General features: G+C 67.9%; 14 protein-coding genes and 1 riboswitch. Of the genes, 1 reads left to right on the top strand and 13 read right to left on the bottom strand.

The window, feature by feature from the left end:
• From L2U69_RS14040 to L2U69_RS14010, 7 genes are all read right to left on the bottom strand, one after another.
• On the bottom strand, positions 1–1,947 hold the full coding sequence (locus L2U69_RS14040) for a MacB family efflux pump subunit (RefSeq protein ID WP_236107751.1): 1,947 nt from the start codon (positions 1,945–1,947) through the stop codon (positions 1–3).
• Positions 1,947–3,254 (bottom strand): efflux RND transporter periplasmic adaptor subunit, encoded by a 1,308-nt coding sequence (locus L2U69_RS14035; RefSeq protein WP_236107750.1) that lies wholly within the window; start codon positions 3,252–3,254, stop codon positions 1,947–1,949. The genes L2U69_RS14040 and L2U69_RS14035 overlap by 1 nt, the downstream gene beginning before the upstream one ends.
• Positions 3,255–3,363: 109 nt before the next feature.
• Positions 3,364–4,209, bottom strand: coding sequence for an energy transducer TonB (locus tag L2U69_RS14030; RefSeq protein WP_236107749.1), 846 nt, complete (start codon positions 4,207–4,209; stop codon positions 3,364–3,366).
• A gap of 9 nt (positions 4,210–4,218) precedes the next feature.
• Entirely contained in the window at positions 4,219–4,662 is a 444-nt protein-coding gene (locus L2U69_RS14025; protein ID WP_236107748.1) for an ExbD/TolR family protein, read from the bottom strand.
• 12 nt (positions 4,663–4,674) lie between these two features.
• Positions 4,675–5,535: a MotA/TolQ/ExbB proton channel family protein gene (locus L2U69_RS14020; RefSeq protein WP_236107747.1), complete on the bottom strand. Its 861-nt coding sequence runs from the start codon at positions 5,533–5,535 to the stop codon at positions 4,675–4,677.
• Positions 5,536–5,655: 120 nt separating this feature from the next.
• Complete coding sequence (locus tag L2U69_RS14015) at positions 5,656–6,339, bottom strand: Fe2+-dependent dioxygenase (RefSeq protein ID WP_236107746.1); 684 nt, start codon at positions 6,337–6,339, stop codon at positions 5,656–5,658.
• 116 nt (positions 6,340–6,455) lie between these two features.
• Positions 6,456–8,870 carry a TonB-dependent receptor gene (locus L2U69_RS14010; protein ID WP_236107745.1) on the bottom strand — a complete coding sequence of 805 codons (2,415 nt, stop codon included), beginning with the start codon at positions 8,868–8,870 and terminating at the stop codon, positions 6,456–6,458.
• A gap of 137 nt (positions 8,871–9,007) precedes the next feature.
• Here L2U69_RS14010 and L2U69_RS14005 point away from each other — a divergent pair, with 137 nt between their 5' ends.
• The gene (locus tag L2U69_RS14005) at positions 9,008–10,177 is read left to right on the top strand and encodes a PepSY-associated TM helix domain-containing protein (protein ID WP_236107744.1); all 1,170 of its coding nucleotides are present in this window, start codon (positions 9,008–9,010) and stop codon (positions 10,175–10,177) included.
• A gap of 6 nt (positions 10,178–10,183) precedes the next feature.
• Here L2U69_RS14005 and atzF read toward each other — a convergent pair whose 3' ends face one another.
• From atzF to L2U69_RS13975, 6 genes are read right to left on the bottom strand one after another with little or no spacing between them, the layout of a single operon-like run.
• Entirely contained in the window at positions 10,184–11,986 is a 1,803-nt protein-coding gene (atzF, locus tag L2U69_RS14000; protein ID WP_236107743.1) for an allophanate hydrolase, read from the bottom strand.
• A gap of 2 nt (positions 11,987–11,988) precedes the next feature.
• Positions 11,989–15,516 carry an urea carboxylase gene (uca, locus tag L2U69_RS13995; protein WP_236107742.1) on the bottom strand — a complete coding sequence of 1,176 codons (3,528 nt, stop codon included), beginning with the start codon at positions 15,514–15,516 and terminating at the stop codon, positions 11,989–11,991.
• A gap of 8 nt (positions 15,517–15,524) precedes the next feature.
• Entirely contained in the window at positions 15,525–16,187 is a 663-nt protein-coding gene (locus tag L2U69_RS13990; RefSeq protein ID WP_236107741.1) for an urea amidolyase associated protein UAAP2, read from the bottom strand.
• Positions 16,188–16,201: 14 nt separating this feature from the next.
• Positions 16,202–17,026, bottom strand: coding sequence for an urea amidolyase associated protein UAAP1 (locus L2U69_RS13985; protein WP_236107740.1), 825 nt, complete (start codon positions 17,024–17,026; stop codon positions 16,202–16,204).
• Between the two features lie 14 nt (positions 17,027–17,040).
• On the bottom strand, positions 17,041–17,886 hold the full coding sequence (locus L2U69_RS13980) for an ABC transporter ATP-binding protein (RefSeq protein ID WP_236107739.1): 846 nt from the start codon (positions 17,884–17,886) through the stop codon (positions 17,041–17,043).
• Positions 17,886–18,704 (bottom strand): ABC transporter permease, encoded by an 819-nt coding sequence (locus L2U69_RS13975; RefSeq protein WP_236107738.1) that lies wholly within the window; start codon positions 18,702–18,704, stop codon positions 17,886–17,888. The genes L2U69_RS13980 and L2U69_RS13975 overlap by 1 nt, the downstream gene beginning before the upstream one ends.
• A gap of 223 nt (positions 18,705–18,927) precedes the next feature.
• Positions 18,928–19,041: riboswitch (guanidine-I (ykkC/yxkD leader) on the bottom strand.
• Positions 19,042–19,230: the final 189 nt, after the last annotated feature.

Raw genomic sequence — 19,230 nt, 5'->3', positions numbered from 1 at the left:
CTATTCGCTCGACAGGGCCACCACCGGGTCGAGCCGGGCGGCCTTGTGCGCGGGGGCGAAACCGAAGATCAGGCCGACGGCGGCGGCGCAGCCGAAGGCCAGCGCGATCACCCCGCCGGAGAATTGAATGGGCATGCCCACCGCCTCCAGGATCATGGCGACGCCGGCGCCGCCCGCGACCCCGATCACCCCGCCGAGGCCGGAGACGACGATCGCCTCGGTCAGGAACTGCTGCATGATGTCCCGCGTGCGCGCTCCCGTCGCCATGCGGATGCCGATCTCCCGCGTCCGCTCGGTCACCGAGACCAGCATGATGTTCATCACCCCGATGCCGCCCACCAGCAGCGAGATGGCGGCGATGGAGCCGAGCAGAACGGTCATGGTGTTCTGGGTCTCCGACACGGTCTCGACGATGGAGGCCATGTTGCGCACGCGGAAATCCTCCTGCCCGCGATGGCGCTGGATGAGGAGGTCGGTCACCGTCTCCTGGGTCTCGTCGATCCGATCGACGTCGGCGACGGCGACGGTGATGGTGCGCAGGTTGCGCGCGCCGAACAGGCGCAGCATGCCGGTCTGCAAGGGCACGAAGGCGACGTCGTCCTGGTCCGAGCCCATGGGCGAGGCACCCTTCACCGCCATCACGCCGATGACCTGGAAGGGGACATTGTCGAACAGCACGAAACGGCCGACCGGGCTGCTGCCGTCCGGGAACAAGGTGTCGGCCACGGTCCGGCCCAGCACGGCGACGGTGGCATAGGCGCGGTTGTCGGCGTCGGTGAAGAAGGTGCCTTCCTCCACCGGCCAGTCGCGGGTGCCGGGCAGATCCTGGCCGACGGCGGAAACCTGGGTCTGGTGATCCTGGGCGCCGGCGCGAAGGGTCGAATTGCTCTGGATCTCGGGCAGGGCGTACATGACGTTGTCGAGTTCGGCGATGGCCACGGCGTCTTCCGGCACCAGGGTCGCGACCTGGCCGCCGACGCCGCGCTGGGCGGGCGATCCCGGCCGGACCAGAAGAAGATTGGTGCCCATGGCGCTGATGCGGTCGACGACGGCGGATTTCGCTCCCTCGCCCACCGCCAGCATGGCGACGACGGAGCCGACGCCGATGACGATGCCAAGCAGCGTCAGCACGGTGCGGAACAGATTGGCGCGGAGCGAGCGCACGGCCATCTTCATCGCCTCGCCGAACGCCGCGAGCATGCCCGCCGCGCTCTCTTCCTCGCGCTCGAGGGCGATTTCGGCCGGGGCGCGGGGCGGGCGGCGCCTCGTGTCGGCGGTGATCAGGCCGTCGCGGATCTCGATCACGCGGTCGGCATGGGCGGCCACTTCCGGGTCATGGGTGATGACGACCACCGTATGGCCCCGGTCCGCCAGATCCGCCAGCAGGGCCAGAACCTCGGCGCCGCTGCGGCTGTCGAGCGCGCCGGTCGGTTCGTCCGCCAGGATCACCTTGCCGCCGTTCATCAGGGCACGGGCGATGGAGACGCGCTGCTGCTGGCCGCCGGAGAGTTGATTGGGGCGGTGCGTCAGCCGGTCGCCGAGGCCGAGGGTGGCGAGCAGGTCGGCCGCGCGGGCATGGCGCGCCGCCGGCGAAAGCCCGGCATAGATGGCCGGCACTTCGACATTCTCGGTCGCCGTCGCGGTGCCGATCAGGTGATAGGACTGGAAGACGAAGCCGAAGGCCTCCCGCCGGGCCCAGGCCAGTTCGTCGCCCTCGAATTTCGAGACGTCGCGCCCGGCGAAGAGATATTGCCCGCTGGTCGGCCGGTCCAGGCAGCCGATCAGATTCATCAGGGTCGACTTGCCGGAACCGGACTGGCCCATGATGGCGACGAATTCGCCGGCCTCGATGGTCAGGGAAATCCCGTGCAGGACCTCGACCGCGACCTCGCCCCCGCCAGAGACATAGGTCTTGCGGATGTCCCGCAACTCGATCAGGGGGGCCATCAGGGCCGTCCCGGCGGCCGCCCGCCGAAGCCGAGGCCCGGCATGCCGCCGCGCTGGTCGTCGGCGACGGCGGCGCTGGAGCGCATGCCGACGACGACGATGTCCCCCGGCGCCAAGCCGTCCAGCACCTCGGCCGAGACGCGGTTGGCGACGCCGATGCGCACGCGCCGGTCGACCGGCACGCCATCGGGCCCCATCACCTGCACGCGATAGGGTTTGCCGGCGCGCGTGCCATCGCCGCCGTCGCGGCGCGGCCGGGCCTCCGACCCTTCTGGGCGCTGGCGCTCGGTCGCCCCGTCGGGGCGCGTGGTCCCTTCGGGGCGAGGGCGGGGCGTCGGCGTCTTCAGGGCGGCGACAGGCACGGTGACGGCGTCGCGCGCCTCGGCGATGACGAAGAAGACCTGGGCGCTCATCTGGGTCATCAGAGCGCCGTCGCCGTTCTCGACGTCGAACAGCGCATTGTAGAGGACGACGTTGTTCACCACTTCGGGCGTCGGCAGGATCTGCTTCAGGGTGCCGGACCAGGTCTTCTCGCCGCCGCCCAGCGTGGTGAAATAGGCACGCATGCCGATCTTCAGGCGCGAGATGTCGGCTTCAGACACCTGGGTCTCGACCGTCATCACGGCGAGATCGGCGATCTGCAGGATGATCGGCGCCGACTGATTGGCGTTCAGGGTCTGGCCGCGCCTCGCCGACAGCGAGGTGACGGTGCCGGTCATCGGGGCATAGATCTTGGTATAGCCGAGATTGGCCTGATCGCCGCGCAGCGTCGATTCCGTCTGCTGGATCTGGGCCTTGATCTGGTCGATCGCGGCATTGGCGGATTTCAGGCTGGCTTCGGCCTGCTGCACCGCTTCTTCGGTCGTGGCGCGCTGGCGCCACAGGGTCTGCTGGCGCTTCAACTGCTGGCCGGCCAGCACCGCCTGGGCCTCGCGGTCGGCGAGTTGGGCCTTGAGGGCGAGGAGCTGCGCCTCGTCCGCCTCGACCCGCGACTGATAGACCGTGGGGTCGATCTCGGCCAGCAACTCGCCCTGCTCGACATGGTCGCCCACCTCGGCGTGGATCACCTTCAACTGGCCCGAAACCTGGGTGCCGACGTCGACATAGTCGCGCGGCTGGAGGTTGCCGAGGGCGGAGACCGTATCCTCGATATCGCCGCGGCCGACCGCCGCGGTGACATATTGCACCTTGCCGTTCCCGTTCATCCCGGCGAGCCACCAGTAGATGCCGGCGGCCGCGACCAGGGCGACGAGGAGGAGGAGCCACCAGCGGTGCCGGCGCAGAAATGAGGGAGCGGGACGGGACATCGGACTCCGACGCGATTCGATGGATCAGAGATTACGTCGGATATGAACGCGATAGGCGCCGCTTTCCTTCGCTGGCAGCGATCGGATTCGCTTTTTTATCGGCGCCGGCTCACTTGTTGATCTGGAAGTTGATCGACACGGTGAATTGCAGGGCCGCGACTTCGGGCGGCGGTGGCGGGAACGGGTCCGCGCGGCGGATCGTGCGCATGGCGGCCTTGTCCAGGGCTTCGCGGCCGCTGGTCGTCTCGACCCAGCAGTCCACGAGGTTGCCTTCGCGGTCGATGACGAAGGTGACGGACGGCATGCCGGTGATGTTCCGGCTGCGCAGGCGGTCCGGGTAATGCTTGTGCCGCTCGATCCAGGCCTGGAGCTGCGCGGAGTAATCCGCCTTCGCGCCCGGCCGGCCGCCGCCGGCGACGGAAGCCGCGCCCGCCGAAGCGGCGGAGGCGACGGTCTTCGGCGGCGCGTCGGAGGTGACCGGCGTCGTCGCCGCCGGCGCGGGCACGGTCTCCTCTTGGGACGTTTCCTGGCGCGGTTTCGGCTTCGGCTTCTTCGGTTTCTCGACCCGGGGCTTCGGTTTTTCGGGTTTCGGCTTCGGCTTTTCTTCCGGCTTCGGTTTTTCCGGTTCCTCGGCCTTGGCGACGACGACGGGGGCTTCGACGGCCTCGACCGCATCCTCCATCACCGGCACCGGCACGGGGTCCGGCTCCACCGCCTCGACCACTTCCGGCACGTCCTCGGCGTCGATGGCGTCCTCGGCCTCGATTTCCTCCGCCTGCTGGGGCTGAACGGCGCTGGCGGCGGCGGCGGCCATGGGCGGCAGCATCAGTTCGATGGTCGGCGGTGCCTTGAATTCGGCGCCGGTGCGGCCGTCGACGAAGAGGACGAGGCCGGCGATCGCCGCCACATGGACGAGCGCTGAAACCCCGAGGGCGGTCGGACGCGAACGGTTCATGGCGGATCGTCAGGGCGCCGCCGGCGCGGTCTCGGCGATCATCGACAGCTTGCCGAAGCCGGCGGTGGAGACGATGCCCATGACCTCCATCAGGCGGCCGTATTGGACGGAGCGGTCGCCCCGGACATAGACCACGCGGTCGGGCGTCTCGGCCGCCATCCGCTTCAGGCGCGCCAGCAGGTCGACGTCGGTGAAACCATCCTTGTCGATGAAGGCGCGGCCGTCGGCATCGATCGAGACCACCAGGGGTTCCTCCGGCGGCTGGACCTTGGTCGCCGACGTCTTCGGCAATTGCACGGGCACGCCCACCATCATCAGGGGGGCCGCCACCATGAAGATGATCAGCAGCACCAGCATGACGTCCACGAAGGGTGTCACATTGATCTCGGCCACGGGGCGATAGAGGCTGCCGCCTTCCTCGCCGCCGGGGCCCGGCAACATTCCGCCTGCCATGGGTCTCGCCTTTTACTCGGCCGCGCGGCGCAGATCGCCCGCTGCCACCCGCTTCCGCCCCAATTGATTGGCGAGGCGGGCGATGGCGGTCGAAAGCCGGGCGCCCAGCCGGCCCAATTGGGTCGCGAAGGCGTTGTACCACATCACCGCCGGAATTGCCGCGACGAGGCCGATGGCGGTGGCGAACAGCGCCTCGGCGATACCGGGCGCGACCACCGCCAGGCTGGTGTCCTGACTGTTGGCGATGGCGGTGAAACTGTTCAGGATGCCCCAGACGGTGCCGAACAGCCCGATGAAGGGCGCGGCCGAGCCGACGGTGGCCAGGAACGGCAGGCCCTTCTCGACCTCGCGCAGATTCTCGGTCACGGACAGGCGCATGGCCTGTTCCGCGCGCATGCGGCGTTCGCCCGCGTCTTCCGCCTCGAGTTCGCGCCATTCGACGAGGCCGGCATCGACCGCCGCGCGCGGCATGCCCTGCAGTTCGCCGGCGATCGCCGCGCCCTTGCGCGCCGCGACGCCGGCCTCGAAGGCGGCGGTCTCGCGGCGCAGGCGGCGCAGGCGCAGGCTCTTCTCGATCGCCACCGCCCAGGTGACGACGGAAGCGAGGATCAGCAGGATCATCACCGCCTTGACGATCGGATCCGCCTGCAGGAACAGGCCGGAGACGGTGATCTCATGGGCCTGCGTCGTCAGGGCGTCGCCGATGCCGCCCGTCGCTGACGGATCGAGGACCGCCGAGGGATCGAGGGCGGTACCGTCCGGCAGCGCGTTGGCATCCAGGGTGTTGGCATCCAAGGTGTTGGCATTCAGGGCGCCGGGATCGATCGGCAGTTCGCTCGCCGTCGGGACGGCCGGATCGGTTGTCGGTTCCATCAGTCGAACTCCGGGCGCGGCTTTGCAATGTCTGCCGCGCGATACATGAGAATGAGTTTCAATCACAGTCCTATAGCGATGCCGGCCACGCTTCGCAATCGCGAAATCACCCCCCGGCGATCACATCTCGGCCCAGCGCCGCAGCAGGTTGTGATAGGTCGAGACCAGGCTGCGGATCGAGGGATGCTCGTCGTCCAGTTCCGCGCGCAGACGACGGATCGCCACATCCATCTCGTAGAGCAGGCGGCGCTGGCCGTCGTCGCGCACCAGGGACTGGATCCAGAAGAAGGAGGCCCAGCGGCTGCCGCGCGTCACCGGCGTCACCCGGTGCAGGCTGGTGGCGGGATAGACCACCATATGGCCCGCCGGCAGTTTCACCGCCTGGCTGCCATAAGTATCCTCGATCACCAGTTCGCCGCCGTCGTAGCTGTCGGGATCGGACAGGAACAGGGTGGCCGAAACGTCGGTCCTTATGCGCATGCCATGGCCCGTGACCATGCGGATCGCATTGTCGACATGGGCATCGAAGCGCATGCCCGTGTCATAGCGGTTGAACAGCGGCGGATAGATCCGCAACGGCTGCGCGGCGCTGAGGAATTCCGGGTTCCGCCCCAGCGCCTTCAGGACCTGATCGCCCAGCGCCTGCGCCACCTCCGATCCTTCCGGGATCTGCAGATTGTGCTTGGCCTTGGCCGACTGCTGACCCGCCGTCACCTTGCCGTCGACCCAGGCCGCCCGCTCCAGCGCGGCCCGCATCTGGACGACCGTCTCGGCCGGCAGGAGATCGGGAATGACGATCAGCATGACATCCACTCGCGAAACATCCGGGGGCGGGCTCCGGTGCCCGCCCCCGGATCATAGTGACACTCGACCAATGGCGTCATCCCGGCGCAGGCGGGAGCGACGTCACGAGGGTGCGATCAGAAGGTCACGTTGGTCGAGAACACGACGCTCCGCGAGACGTCCGGCACCACGCGGCCGCTGCGCACCTGGGCGTAATTGTCGTCCCGGTCCAGCAAGTTGTAGCCGTTGATCTGGACCGAGGCGCCTTCCGTGAGCTGATAGGAGATCATCGCGTCGACCGACAGATAGTGCGGGACACTGTTGCTGCCGTCGCCGTTCAGGGTCATCCCATCCTTGTAAGTGAAGCCGAGGCCCAGATTCAGCGGGTCGATCGGACGGTAGCTCGTCCAAAGGCTGGCCGCGTGTTCCGGAACGGCGGCCACCGACTGACCGGTGTTGGCCGCCGTGCCACTGTCGTCCACTTCGGAGTCGATATAGGTGTACGCCAGTTGCATGTCCCACCGCTCGGTGATCTTGCCGGTCACCGAAAGCTCTATGCCCTGGTTCTTGATGGCATCGGCAAGGACGACTTCCACACCCGTGTCGTCCTCTTGTCGGACGTTCTGGCGTTCGGTCTGGAACAGCGCCACTCCGAGGCCCAGGCGGTCACCGAAAAGGCCGACCTTGGCACCGATTTCGATCGTCTCCGTCTCGGTTGGATCGGCATCCTCGCGGTCTACGTTGCCAGGCGTCACCTCGTTCGCGATGTTGCTCGCGGTCGGCGGCGTCTTTGCCTGGGCCCACGTGACGTAATAAGTCTGGCTGTCGGTCGGCTGCCAGATCAGAGACGCTTTGGGACTGAAGAAATTCAGGTCCGTCTCGGCGCGCCGCGCCTGGTTCGTATCATCCACCGTCGCTTCGAAATAGTCCCAGCGGACACCGGCCAGCAGCGAGAATTGCTCCGTGAACCAGAACTGGTCGCTGGCGGTGAGTGCATAGTTCCGCGTCTCACCGGAAACTTCGCGGTTCACGGTCACACCCGACATGTCGACGACATAGTCATAGGGATCGAGCAGCGAGACATCTCCGGGCCGGATCTGGCCGCCATAATTCGTGCGTTCGGATTCCTCGTAGGTCAGGTCGATGCCGCCGACGAACTGATTCTTGAATCCGCCGACCGTGAAATCGGCGATCGCCGTTGTGACGTTCTGCACGCCCCAATTCTCCGATTGGTAGAACGGATTGCCGCCGCCGAACGACATGATGGGGGTCGTCGTCGGGTCGTTGTCGTACAGGTTCCACAGGCAGGATCCCGGATAGACATTCGGATCGCCGCGACCGCCGCCGCCGGAACACGACGGCACCGTCGTCAGGAAATCGCGCGTGTAGTGGCCGTAACGGGTGTCGTTCGTGATCGTCAGCCAATCGTTCACCTGATGGCTGAGGCGAATGGTCACGATATCGGCCGTGGTATCGTCTCGATCGATGTCGGAACCATACCAATTCTCTCGGTCGACCGGCGCCGGACCGCTGGTGCCGGAAACCGTGCCCGGGTTGGTCGAGAAGTCGACGCCCGTCGCCAGCGTCGGGATGCCATAGTCGGCGACGCGGTGATCCTGCTGGTGCAGATAGGCGACGGTCAGGGTGGTATCGGTGCCGAGGCCGAAGGCGATCGAGGGGGCGAAGCCGAAGCGGCTCTGTTTCGGCACGTCGCGGCCGGCGACGTCCCACTCGGTATAGAGCAGGTTCAGGCGGATCGCCGTGGTCTCGTCGATCATGCGGTTCATGTCGATCGTGCCGCGTGCCGAGGGCGCCGAGCCGATGCTGCCGCCGAGCGTGATGAAATCATTCGCCACCGGGGTTTTCGACGTGGTGTTGATCGCGCCGCTCTCGGCGCCGCGTCCGGTGGTCGCGCCCGATGAACCGATCAGCACCTCGACGCTCTCGGTGTTGAACGTGTCGCGGACATAGACGCCGAAATCCTTCAGGCCGTCCGAATAGATGTCGTTCTTGGCGTTGAAGCCGCGGATGCGGAACTGGTCGCCGTTCATGCCGCCGCCGCCCTCGCCGACGTCGTTGGTGATGCCGGGCACCATCTTCAGCGCCTGATCCAGGCTGGTGATGCCCTGCTGCTGAATTGTCTTCTGGTCGATCACCTTGATGGTCTGCGGCGTATCCTCCACCGCCTGGGGCAGGCGGCCGAAACCGCTCGGCGCCTGCATGGTGTTCGACGATGCCGTGCCGGTCACGGTTACGGTCGGAAGGGCCGTGCTGCCACCCGTCTGGCCGCTTGTGGCGGTCGTCGTGGCCGCATTCGCGGTGTCCTCGGCGCAGGCCGTGCCAACGGCCAAGGGCGCCGAGGCCATGACCGCCAGGATCGCGGCCCGCGACGCCTGGCGCAGGATCTTTTCATTCTTCATCGCCCAACCCTCAATAAGCGAACCCAATTGTTGCGAAGCGTTCTTATTTACATTAGGAATGACTCGCAATTGCAACATTGAGCACATTTTCTGATCGAAGGCGTCGGAGACGAAGGAAACCGCGCCGCACACCGTTACACGGTCGGCCGGAGCTTCGCGTTTCCTGGTCCGTGTGGCGGAAACGCCACGATACCGTAACCTGATCGGTGCCTACCGGCCGGCCCTGCGCCGGTCCGGGCGGCTCCCTCCCTCGACATGGACCAACCCCCATGAGCACCTCATCCCGGAGCACTTCATCCCGCCGCCTGCGGACTCTCTGGCGCGATATTCACCTGTGGTTGGGGATCGGCTTCTGCCTGCTGGCGGTGCCGGTCGGCATTTCGGGCAGCCTCCTCGTCTGGCACGACGGGATCGAGGAAGTGCTGGCGCCCCAGCGTCACGCGACCACGGGCGACGCCCTCGGGATTCCCCTGGCGGATCTGATCGCGACGGCGACGGTGCGCGCCGGCGAAGGTGCCGTGCTGTCGCGCGTGGCCCTGCCGGCGGAAGCGGGCGATCCGGTCGAAGTCGTGCTGCGGCCGGCGGATGCCGCCAGTCCCCGCGCCACCGTCTCGGTCTGGTTCGATCCGCCGACCGGCGCGGTTCTGGACGAGGGGCCGAGCGCCAATGCCTTCATGCGCCTGATGCACGACCTGCACGGCAATCTCCTGGTGCCGCAATTCTCCGGCCGGCAGATCGTCGGCTGGGTCGGCGTGGCGATGCTGGTGCTCTCGCTCTCGGGGATCTATCTGTGGTGGCCCCGGCGCCTGTCGCTGGTGCGGGCATTGGGCTGGCGCAGGAACATGCGGCCGACCGCCAATCTGCACCACATGTTCGGCATCTGGATCGCCATTCCCCTGGCGGTGCTGTCGCTGACCGGCATGTATCTGTCCTTCCCGCAGACGTCGCGCGCCGTGCTCGGCGCCTTCGTCGAAATGCCGGAAGGCGGGCCGCGCGGGCCCGGCGGGCGGCCGCGCGGCGCGGTCGAGATGCTGGCGGAAACGGCGCTGACGCCGGATCAGGCGCTGGCGGCGGGTCTGGCGGAAGCGGCGCCCGGCGCGCGGGCGGTCCTGCTGATGCCGCCCAGCCGCCAGGCGCCCGAATGGCGCATCAATCTGACCGGGGTCGAGACGCCGTCGGTCACCGTCGCCGACGCGACGGGCGTCGCCAGGCTCCAGCCGCCGCCCCCGCCGGCCGCCTCGGGCGACATGGTGCGGCGCTGGATCCGCTGGATCCACGACGGCAACAACACGGGACCCCTCTGGCAGGCGGTGATCTTCGTCGGCGGGCTGCTGCCCCTCCTCTTCGCGATCACCGGCATCATGATGTGGCTGCGCAGGCGCAAGGCCGAAAAGGCGCTGGCGGCGAAACGCGCCGCCGCCCTCGCCGCCTCGAACTGATCGGGATCAGGCGCTGGCGCAATAGGCGCGCCAGCCGCCCAATGGCGTGATCTCCGGCGCGCCCTGCACGGCATGGGCCTCGCACAGGAAGCCGGACACGGCGGAACCGTCCTCGAGGCTGATCTTGCCGATGCCCAGCGGCGCGGGAATGGCGGCGACGAAGCGCCCGAAGGCCGCCGCCGGCAGGGCCCAGACCTCGACCTCCAGCCCCGGGCCGTCGAAGCCCGGGGCATGGATCAGGCCCGGCTTCGGCGGCACCGTGCCCGGCAGGGCATAGAGCCGATAGTCGCCCGCCGTCCGGCAGCGCTTGACGAGGACGCCGCCCTCGTCGGTCAGTTGATGATTCAGCGGCATGCCCGACAGATGGGCGCCGACGACCGCGATCGAAATCCGCTCGACCATCGGCCCCACGGGTGCCGGCATGGCGGCAAGATCGGCATCGCGGTCCAGCCCCATGCCACCGGCCGCCGCCTTGTGCAGCCGGTCGCCCCAGACCGCGAGCGCCGCGTCCGAGAAGGCGGGCCCGATCAGGGTGATGCCGAAGGGCAGGCCGTCGGGCCGGAAGCCCGCCGGCACGGCGATCCCGGCGCAGTCCAGCAGATTGACGAAATTGGTGTAACGCCCGAGTTTGCTGTTCAGCCCGATCGGGTCCGCCTTCATGGCCGCGACCGTCGGGAACAGCGGCGTCGTCGGCAGCAGCAGGATATCCGCCGCATCCCAGGCCGCCCGGGTCTTCTGCCGGAAGGCGGCCAGGGCATATTGGCCCCGGAAGGCGTCGACGGCGGAAACCCCCTCGGCGCTTTCGACGATCTTGCGCACGATCGGGTCCATGTCGGCGGCGTGCTTCCTGTGGAAATTCTCGACCGCCGCCATGCGTTCCGCCACCCAGGGCCCGGCATAGAGCAGGTTCGCCGCCTCCCTGAAGGGGGCGAAATCGATCTCGACGATGGTGCATCCCAGGCCGCGCATGCGCTCGATCGCCGCCTCGAACAGGTCGGCATTGGCGGTGTCGCCGAAAAATTCGCGTTCCGCCCCGACGGGCACGCCGACCTTGAGCCCGGCCGCGGGCAGGGTCACGTCGGCGCTCTTCCGGGAATAGGCGTCCGCCGCGTCGGGGGCGGTGGCGATGGCGCGCACCATGTCCGCTTCGGCCGCCGTCGCCGCGAAGACCGAAATGCAGTCGAGACTGCGGCAGGCCGGCACCAGGCCCATGGTGGACAACATGCCCTTGGTCGGCTTCACCCCGACCAGATTGTTGAAGGCCGCCGGCACCCGCCCCGAACCCGCCGTGTCGGTGCCCAGCGAAAAGGGCACGATCCCGGCGCCGACCGCGACGGCGGAGCCGGAGCTGGACCCGCCCGAGACATGATCGGCGCTGAACACGGAACGCGGCGCGCCATAGGGCGAGCGCGTGCCGTTCAGCCCGGTGGCGAACTGGTCGAGATTGGTCTTGCCGACGGGAATGGCCCCCGCCGCCCGCAGCCGCGCGACCACGGTCGAATCGCAGGCCGGGCGATAGGCGAAGGCGGGGCAGGCCGCCGTCGTCTCCAGGCCGGCGACGTCGATATTGTCCTTCACCGCGAAGGGAATGCCCCACAGCGGCCGGTCCGGCCCGGGGCCGCCCGCCGCCATCAGGTCGCGCGCGGCCCGGCGGAGCGCGTCGTCGTCGAAGCGCGAGATCCAGACGGCGGGATCGGGCCAGGCGGCCATCCTCTCGATCACCGCCTCCATCACCGCGACGGGGGTCGTCGTGCCGGCACGATAGGCGTCAGACAGCGCACCGATGGTCAACATGCGGGGCAGGCCCATGGTCATTCTCCCTCGATCAGCGCGACCGTCTGGCCGGCCTGGACCGTTCGGCCCGGCTGGCAGCGCAGTGCGGCGATCCGCCCGGACACCGGGCTTCTGATTTCCATTTCCATCTTCATGGATTCGACGATGACGACAATGTCGCCCGCTTCGACATGCTGGCCCTCGGCCGCGACCAGTTTCCAGACATTGCCCGTCACCTGGGCCTCGACCGGGGTCTGGCCCTCGGGCACGGCGAGTTCCTCCATCGCCGGGCCCTCGTCCACCGTGAAACTGTCGAGGCCGCGGGCCTTCCAGTCCTGGCGCTCCGCCTCGAAGGCGGCCTGCTGGCGGGCCTTGGCGGCGTCGATGCCGACGGCGTTCGCGGCCAGGAAACGGGCATGTTCGGCGAAGGAGAATTCGGTCTCCTCGATCCGCACCGGATAGCGGCCATGGGGGAAGGCGGCGCGGGCCTCCAGCAGTTCCTTCTCGTCCACAGGGAAGAAACGGATCTGGTCGAAGAAGCGCAGCAACCAGGGCGCGCCCGGCCGGAACACCGGCGTGCGCCGCCAGGCGTTCCACATCTGGATCGTGCGGCCGAAGAGCTGATAGCCGCCCGGCCCCTCCATGCCGTAGACGCACATGTAGGCGCCGCCGATGCCGACCGCATTCTCCGGCGTCCAGGTGCGGGCCGGGTTGTATTTGGTGGTCACCAGGCGGTGGCGGGGATCGACCGGGCTCGCCACCGGCGCCCCCAGGTAGACGTCGCCCAGGCCATAGACCAGATAGGAGGCATCGAAGATGATCCGCTTCACCGCCTCTTCATCGGGCAAGCCGTTGATGCGGCGGATGAATTCGATGTTCGACGGGCACCAGGGCGCATTGGGCCGCACCAGTTCCTGATATTTCCGCGCGGCGAGCTGGATCGACGGATCGTTCCACGACAGCGGCAGATGGACGATCCGGCTCGGCACCGTCACGGCTTCCGCCGGCGGCAGGCCGCCCTCGATCTCGCGAAGCGCCGAGACCAGATAGTCGGTCTTCAGGACGCGGCCGTCGTAATGGATCTGGAGCGAGCGGATACCCGGCGTCATGTCGATGATCGCCGGCAGGCGCGCGGCGCGCACCGCCTCCATCAGCAGATGGACGCGAAGGCGCAGGGCGAGGTCCAGCACCATGGGGCCATATTCGACCAGCAGATAATCGTCGCCCGCCCGGCGATAGACGACCGGCACCGGCCCGTCGTTCCGCGTCGCCAGGATCGGGCTCGGCAGGTCGGCATGGGCGATGCGGATCGCAGGCAGCGCGGGTCTGTTGACCGGAACGAAGCGCAGCTTGTCGCCCGGCTTCAACTGCCCCGCCTTCCAGAACTCGTCGCGCGCGATCACCACCGGGCAGACAAAGCCGCCCAGGGATGGCCCGTCGGGGCCGAGGATGATCGGCATGTCGCCGGTGAAGTCGACCGCGCCCACGGCATAGGCATTGTCGTGCAGGTTGGAGGGGTGCAGCCCCGCTTCCCCGCCGTCGCTGCGGGCCCAGCGCGGTTTCGGCCCGATCAGGCGGACCCCGGTGCGGGCGCTGTTGAAATGAACCTCATAGGTCTCGTTGAAGAGATCGGCGATATCCGCTTCCTGGAAGAAGTCGGGCGCGCCATGGGGGCCGTAATGAACCGCGATCTCCCAATCCCGCGTGATCATGGGGATCTCATGGGACAGGGCGGCGCGGGGCATGCCGGCGGTGACGTCGGCGATATGGAGCGTGTCGCCGGCCTTCAGCACGCCGGTGCCCTGGCCGCCGAATTGGCCTAAGCTGAAACAGGCCTTGGCGGCCAGGAACAGGGGCCCGTCGATCCCGCCGCGCACCGCCAGATAGGTCCGCTGGCCGGCGCCGGCGATCCGGCCGAGCGCCAGCACCTGGCCGGCGCGAACCGACAGGGGCGCGAAGAGATCCACCGCAACGCCGTCCAGCGTCGCCGGCAGAAGGGCGCCGGTCAGGGCCACGGTCGCATCGCCGTGAAACTTCAGGGTCGGCCCGGTCAGGGTGATTTCCAGCCCCGCCGCCCCCGGCTGGTTGCCGACGAGTTCGTTGGCGAGCCGGAAGGAACGATCGTCGAAGGGGCCCGACGGCGGCACGCCGACATCCCAGAAGCCGAGGCGCCCGGGCCAGTCCTGGACGCTGGTCTGGGCGCCCGCGACCAGCACTTCCAGGGTCGGCGACTCGTGGCTGAAACTGCCCAGCGCGGCGGTCGAAACCCGGCCCGAGGCCAGCAGGTCGGAGCCGGCGATGGCGCGCAGATAGGCGAGATTGGTCTCGATCCCCCAGACCCGCGTCTCCCGGAGGGCGGCGCGGAGCTTGGCGATGGCATCCGCCCGGTCCGCGCCATGGACGATCACCTTGGCCAGCATGGGATCGTAGAACGGTGTGACCTCGGTCCCGGTCGAGACCCAGGTGTCGATGCGGGCATCCTTCGGGAAATGCACGTCGGTCAGGCGGCCGGTCTGGGGCCGGAAATCCGCCTTGGGGTTCTCGGCATAGACGCGGACTTCCAGGGCATGGCCGCGCGGCACCAGGTCGTCCTGGGCCGGCAGCACCAGTTCGCCCGCCGCCTGGGCGATCATCCATTCCACCAGGTCGACGCCGAAGATCGACTCTGTGACGGGATGCTCGACCTGCAGGCGGGTGTTCACCTCGAGGAAGTAGAAGTCGTCGCGCGAGACGTCATAGATGAATTCGACCGTGCCGGCCGATTCATAGGCGACGGCCTTGCCCAGCGCCACGGCGGCGGCGCGCAGCCTTGCCCGGATGCCGTCGGAAAGGCCGGGCGCCGGCGTCTCCTCGACAACCTTCTGGTTCCGGCGCTGGAGCGAACAGTCGCGTTCGCCAAGGGCAACCACGCCCCCCTTGCCGTCGCCGAAGATCTGCACCTCGACATGGCGGGCGGTGGAGACGAAGCGTTCGACATAGACCCTGGCATCCCCGAAGGAGGAGGACGCCATGCGTTGCACCGCCTCGAAGCGGGCGCGCAGTTCGTCGCCGTCGTGGCACAGCGACATGCCGATGCCGCCGCCGCCCGCCGTGCTCTTCAGCATGACGGGATAGCCGATGCTCTCGGCGCCCGCCACCGCCTCGTCGGCGGACAGCAGGATGCCGGTGCCGGGCAGCAGCGGCACGCCCGCCGCCTCGGCCAGCGCCCGCGCGGTGTGTTTCAGGCCGAAATCGCGCAGATGCTCCGGCCGGGGGCCGATGAAGCGGATGCCGCGCGTCGCCAGCGTCTCGGCGAAATCCGCATTCTCGGACAGGAAGCCATAGCCGGGGTGGACGGCCTGGGCCCCGGTCGCGACACAGGCTTCGACGATGGCCTCGGCGCGGAGATAGCTCTCCTTCGCCGGGGCGGGGCCCAGGTTCACGGCCTCGTTGGCCGAGAGCACGGGATCGGTGAAGCGGTCGGCCTCGGAATGGACGGCGACGGTGGCGATGCCCATCCGCCGGGCCGTCTTCACGACCCGGCCGGCGATCTCGCCCCGGTTGGCGATCAGGATCTTGTCGAACATGGGGTGGCTCAGGCCGCCTCCGCCTCGGGCGCGTCCCAGATCAGGACGCGGACGGGGGTGGGATCGAAGCCGTTGCAGGGATTGTTCACCTGCGGGCAGTTCGAAATGACGCACAGCACGTCCATCGCCGCCACCATGTCGACATGGGCGCCGGGCGCGGAAATGCCGTCGACGATGGCGAGCTTGCCGTCCGGCTCGATCGGCACGTTCATGAAGAAATTGATGTTGGGCACCACGTCGCGCTTGGTCATGCCCCATTTGCCGACCTCGATCACGAAATTCTCGCGGCAGGCATGCATGTAACGGGTGTGGTGGCCGAAGCGGACCGTATTGGCCTCGCAGGAGCAGGCGCCCGCCGAGGTGTCGTGGCGCCCGCAACTGTCGGCCACGACCGTCAGCATCAGTTTGCCCTCGTTCGACAGCAGCCGCGTGCCGGTCGTCACATAGGCGCTGCCCTGGGCCAGCAATGTGTCCTGCGCCGAATAGCGTTCCGCGAAGTCATGGGCGTTGTAGAACAGGGTGTCGACCGCCTGCTGGCCTTCCAGGTCGACGATACGCAGGATCTGGCCGCGCTTGACGACATGGGACCAGGGCCGCGTCGCCGGGATGGTGAAGTCATAGGTCGCCGATGCGGGGTCCAGGGTCTCGGTCGACGTGCAGATGAAATTCATGATCGGTCTCCCCCTCAGCGCGCCGCGAACAGCGGGTCGGTGTTCTCGAAACCGCGCACGGCTTCCGCCGTCGCGGTGCGGCACAGGTCGTCGGCGTCGGGCGCGGGGCCCTGCCAGACGATCGCCTGCACCGGCGAAGGCGCGAATTCGGCGCCCGGGGAGAACGGGTGGGGACAGTTGGAGACCGCGACCAGGAGATCCATCTCGGCCCGCAGTTCGACGAAATCGCCGTCCTTCAGGACGCCGTCGCGCCATTCGAAGCGGCCGTCCTCGCCGACAGAGACGGGCGAGAAGAAGGAAATGACGGGGGCGAGGTCACGCTTGCCGAGGCCGAATTTCGACGCCGCCAGGCGCATGTTCTCGGCTGTGTTGCGCAGACCCTCCGCACCGTATTTGGCGAGGCTGGAGGCCGGCGTGGAGCCGCCGACGATGGTGTCGTGGGCGCAGCAGCTGTCCTCGACGATGGAGGCCATGACGCGGCCCATGTCGGAGAACAGCACGCGCCCGCGCGGCAGCGAGGCATTCCACTGCAGTTTCACCGTGTCCGCCGAATTATAGCGCTCGCTGGTATCGGCGGCATTCCACATGAAGAAGGAAACGCCGGGCGTCGCGGCCGGGTTGATCAGGCGCAGGCGTTCGCCCCGCGCAAGGCGCGCGGTCCAGTACCAGCCGCCCGGAATCTCCTCCGCGATCCGTACCCGGTTCGACGCGATGGGGGCGCTGCCCGGCGCGGTCGGGCCCGGCAGGGCCTTGGGGGCGAGGTCGTCGCCCGCCGACTTCAGTTCAAGGTAACGCTGGCGCAGGGCTTCGATACGCGCCTGTTTTTCTGTCGCCGTCATGGCTCGTTTGCTCCTCAAGCCTGGAGCGCCAGGTCGTCCTGGCCGAGCCCCTTGGAAGCGGCCGGGTCGTCCAGGCCTGGGGCGGGTGAATTGGATACGAGAACCGGGGTGCGATGCGGGCTGTCGGCGCCGGCGATGCGGCGCGGCCAGACCTCGATGTCTTCCTTGATCACGGCGCCATAGCGATCGCCGTCGACGGGATCGAGGCGCGGGCGTTCGAAGGCGATCACCCGTGTCGCCAGCCCGAAGGCTTCGGAAAGATCGTGGGTGACCATGACGACGGTCAGGCTCTCCTCGTTCCAGAGCCGGCGCATCAGGGCGTGGATGTCGCCCCGAATGCCGGGATCGAGGGCGCCGAACGGCTCGTCCAGCAGCAGCACCTTGGGCTTGCGGATCAGGGTCTGGGCCAGGGCCAGGCGCTGCTGCATGCCGCCCGACAATTGGGCGGGATATTTCTTCTCGTGCTCCGCGAGGCCGACGCAGTCGAGCATGGCGCGCGCCTCCTCCATCGCCTTGCGGCGCGCGCCGCCGAACAGCCGGGCGAAGAAGCCGCCGCGCTCGAATTCGAGGGACAGCAGGACATTGCCGAGCACGGTCAGATGCGGAAACACCGAATAGCGCTGGAAGACGACGCCGCGTTCCGCCGTCGGCTCCCCCGCCAGCGGCTTGCCGTCGATCAGGATCTCGCCCTTGCTGGGCGCTTCCTCGGACAAGAGCATGCGCAGGAAGGTGGTCTTGCCGCAGCCCGACGGGCCGACCAGGGCGACGAAAGCGCGGGATTCGATGTCGAGGTTGATACGTTCGAGCACCACGCGCTCGTCGTATTCCTTCCAGACGTTGCGGATCGTGATCGTGCTCATCAGGAAGCCCTCGCGCCGGCGAACCACGGGAACATGCGGTCCTGAAGGGCCCGAAGGCTGTAGTCCATCAGGAAGGCGAGAAGGGTGATCCAGGCGACATAGGGCAGGATCACATCCATGGCGAGATAGCGCCGCACCAGGAAGATCCGATAGCCGAGACCGGATTCCGAGGCGATGGCTTCGGCCGCGATCAGGAACAGCCAGGCCGGCCCCATGTTGAGGCGGATCGAATCGATCAGCCGCGGCAGCAATTGCGGCAGCACCACGCGCTGCACGATGCCGAAGGTGGAGGCACCCAGGGTCTGCGCCTTGATCAACTGCTGGGTCGGCATTTCCTCGGTGCGAAGGGCCAGGTCGCGGATCATCACCGGGGCGATGCCGATCACGATCAGCGTCACCTTCGAGGTCTCGCCGAGACCCAGCATGATGAACAGGATCGGCAGGATCGCGAGCGGCGGCACCATGGAGATGACGGCGATGAAGCTGGACATCAGCGCCCGCATGATCGGCAGCAGGCCGACGGCGATGCCGACGACGAGGCTGATGACGGTCGCGAAGGCGAGCGCGACGCCGATCCGCGCCAGGCTGGATACCGTGTCCACCCACCACAGGATCTCGCCCGTCCGCTTGTCCGGCGTGAAGGCCATGCGGTCGATGGCGTCGGCCATGGTGGTGAGCGCCGGCAGCAGCTTGTCGGACGGATTGTCCGCCAGCCGGATGGCCGATCCCGCCAGATAGGCAATGATCACGAGAAGGAAGGGCAGCGCGCCGAGGAGAAGGCGTGGGCCGGGCTTGATCTGACGATTGATCGCACGCATCGCCACCCCCGGTCAGTCGGCCGTGCGGGCGCCCGACGAACGGCGCGAAGGATTGTACGGGCAGCAGAAAAAGGCGTGGAACGACATGGCACCAACTCCATCACAAATGCGGACCCTGCGCCTCCTCCCCGAAAGCCTATGGGCGCCCGGAAGAGGCTGGAACGGTTCGATCTGACCTGGAAAGTTGGCGAGTCCTTAGTGACGCCCTTTTCAGGTCACCGAGGCCTCCCGGGCTTTTGTCCCGCCGTGCGTCCGACCGGATGTCTCCCCGATCGGGCGGTCGCTCTCGGACCTGCATCGGGCGCTGCACCCGACCGGAACCCTAGCCACCAAACTCTGTATACAATTACAGCAAAGTGGCCCGCGATGCGCAAGGCCCCTTTTGCGGCGACGCAGCAAATTTCCGGATCCCCGGCCCGGAATCCGGTCCACCGGCCAGGGATTCCGGTCCACCGGCCAGGGATTCCAGTCCACCGGAAGGTGGATTGTCGCTTTTTGGGCGATCTCCGAGGCTTTCACCGTCCAT

The organism is Zavarzinia marina, assembly GCF_021568905.1.
Taxonomy (GTDB): Bacteria; Pseudomonadota; Alphaproteobacteria; order Zavarziniales; family Zavarziniaceae; genus Zavarzinia; species Zavarzinia marina.
This window is presented reverse-complemented; position numbering and strand designations above follow the sequence as displayed.

Bases quoted from the DNA above. Each gene is read 5' to 3' on its own strand.
- L2U69_RS14040 (WP_236107751.1), bottom strand. From the start codon at position 1,947: ATGGCCCCCCTGATCGAGTTGCGGGACATCCGCAAGACCTATGTCTCT.
- L2U69_RS14035 (WP_236107750.1), bottom strand. From the start codon at position 3,254: ATGTCCCGTCCCGCTCCCTCATTTCTGCGCCGGCACCGCTGGTGGCTC.
- L2U69_RS14030 (WP_236107749.1), bottom strand. From the start codon at position 4,209: ATGAACCGTTCGCGTCCGACCGCCCTCGGGGTTTCAGCGCTCGTCCAT.
- L2U69_RS14025 (WP_236107748.1), bottom strand. From the start codon at position 4,662: ATGGCAGGCGGAATGTTGCCGGGCCCCGGCGGCGAGGAAGGCGGCAGC.
- L2U69_RS14020 (WP_236107747.1), bottom strand. From the start codon at position 5,535: ATGGAACCGACAACCGATCCGGCCGTCCCGACGGCGAGCGAACTGCCG.
- L2U69_RS14015 (WP_236107746.1), bottom strand. From the start codon at position 6,339: ATGCTGATCGTCATTCCCGATCTCCTGCCGGCCGAGACGGTCGTCCAG.
- L2U69_RS14005 (WP_236107744.1), top strand. From the start codon at position 9,008: ATGAGCACCTCATCCCGGAGCACTTCATCCCGCCGCCTGCGGACTCTC.
- atzF (WP_236107743.1), bottom strand. From the start codon at position 11,986: ATGGGCCTGCCCCGCATGTTGACCATCGGTGCGCTGTCTGACGCCTAT.
- uca (WP_236107742.1), bottom strand. From the start codon at position 15,516: ATGTTCGACAAGATCCTGATCGCCAACCGGGGCGAGATCGCCGGCCGG.
- L2U69_RS13990 (WP_236107741.1), bottom strand. From the start codon at position 16,187: ATGAATTTCATCTGCACGTCGACCGAGACCCTGGACCCCGCATCGGCG.
- L2U69_RS13985 (WP_236107740.1), bottom strand. From the start codon at position 17,026: ATGACGGCGACAGAAAAACAGGCGCGTATCGAAGCCCTGCGCCAGCGT.
- L2U69_RS13980 (WP_236107739.1), bottom strand. From the start codon at position 17,886: ATGAGCACGATCACGATCCGCAACGTCTGGAAGGAATACGACGAGCGC.
- L2U69_RS13975 (WP_236107738.1), bottom strand. From the start codon at position 18,704: ATGCGTGCGATCAATCGTCAGATCAAGCCCGGCCCACGCCTTCTCCTC.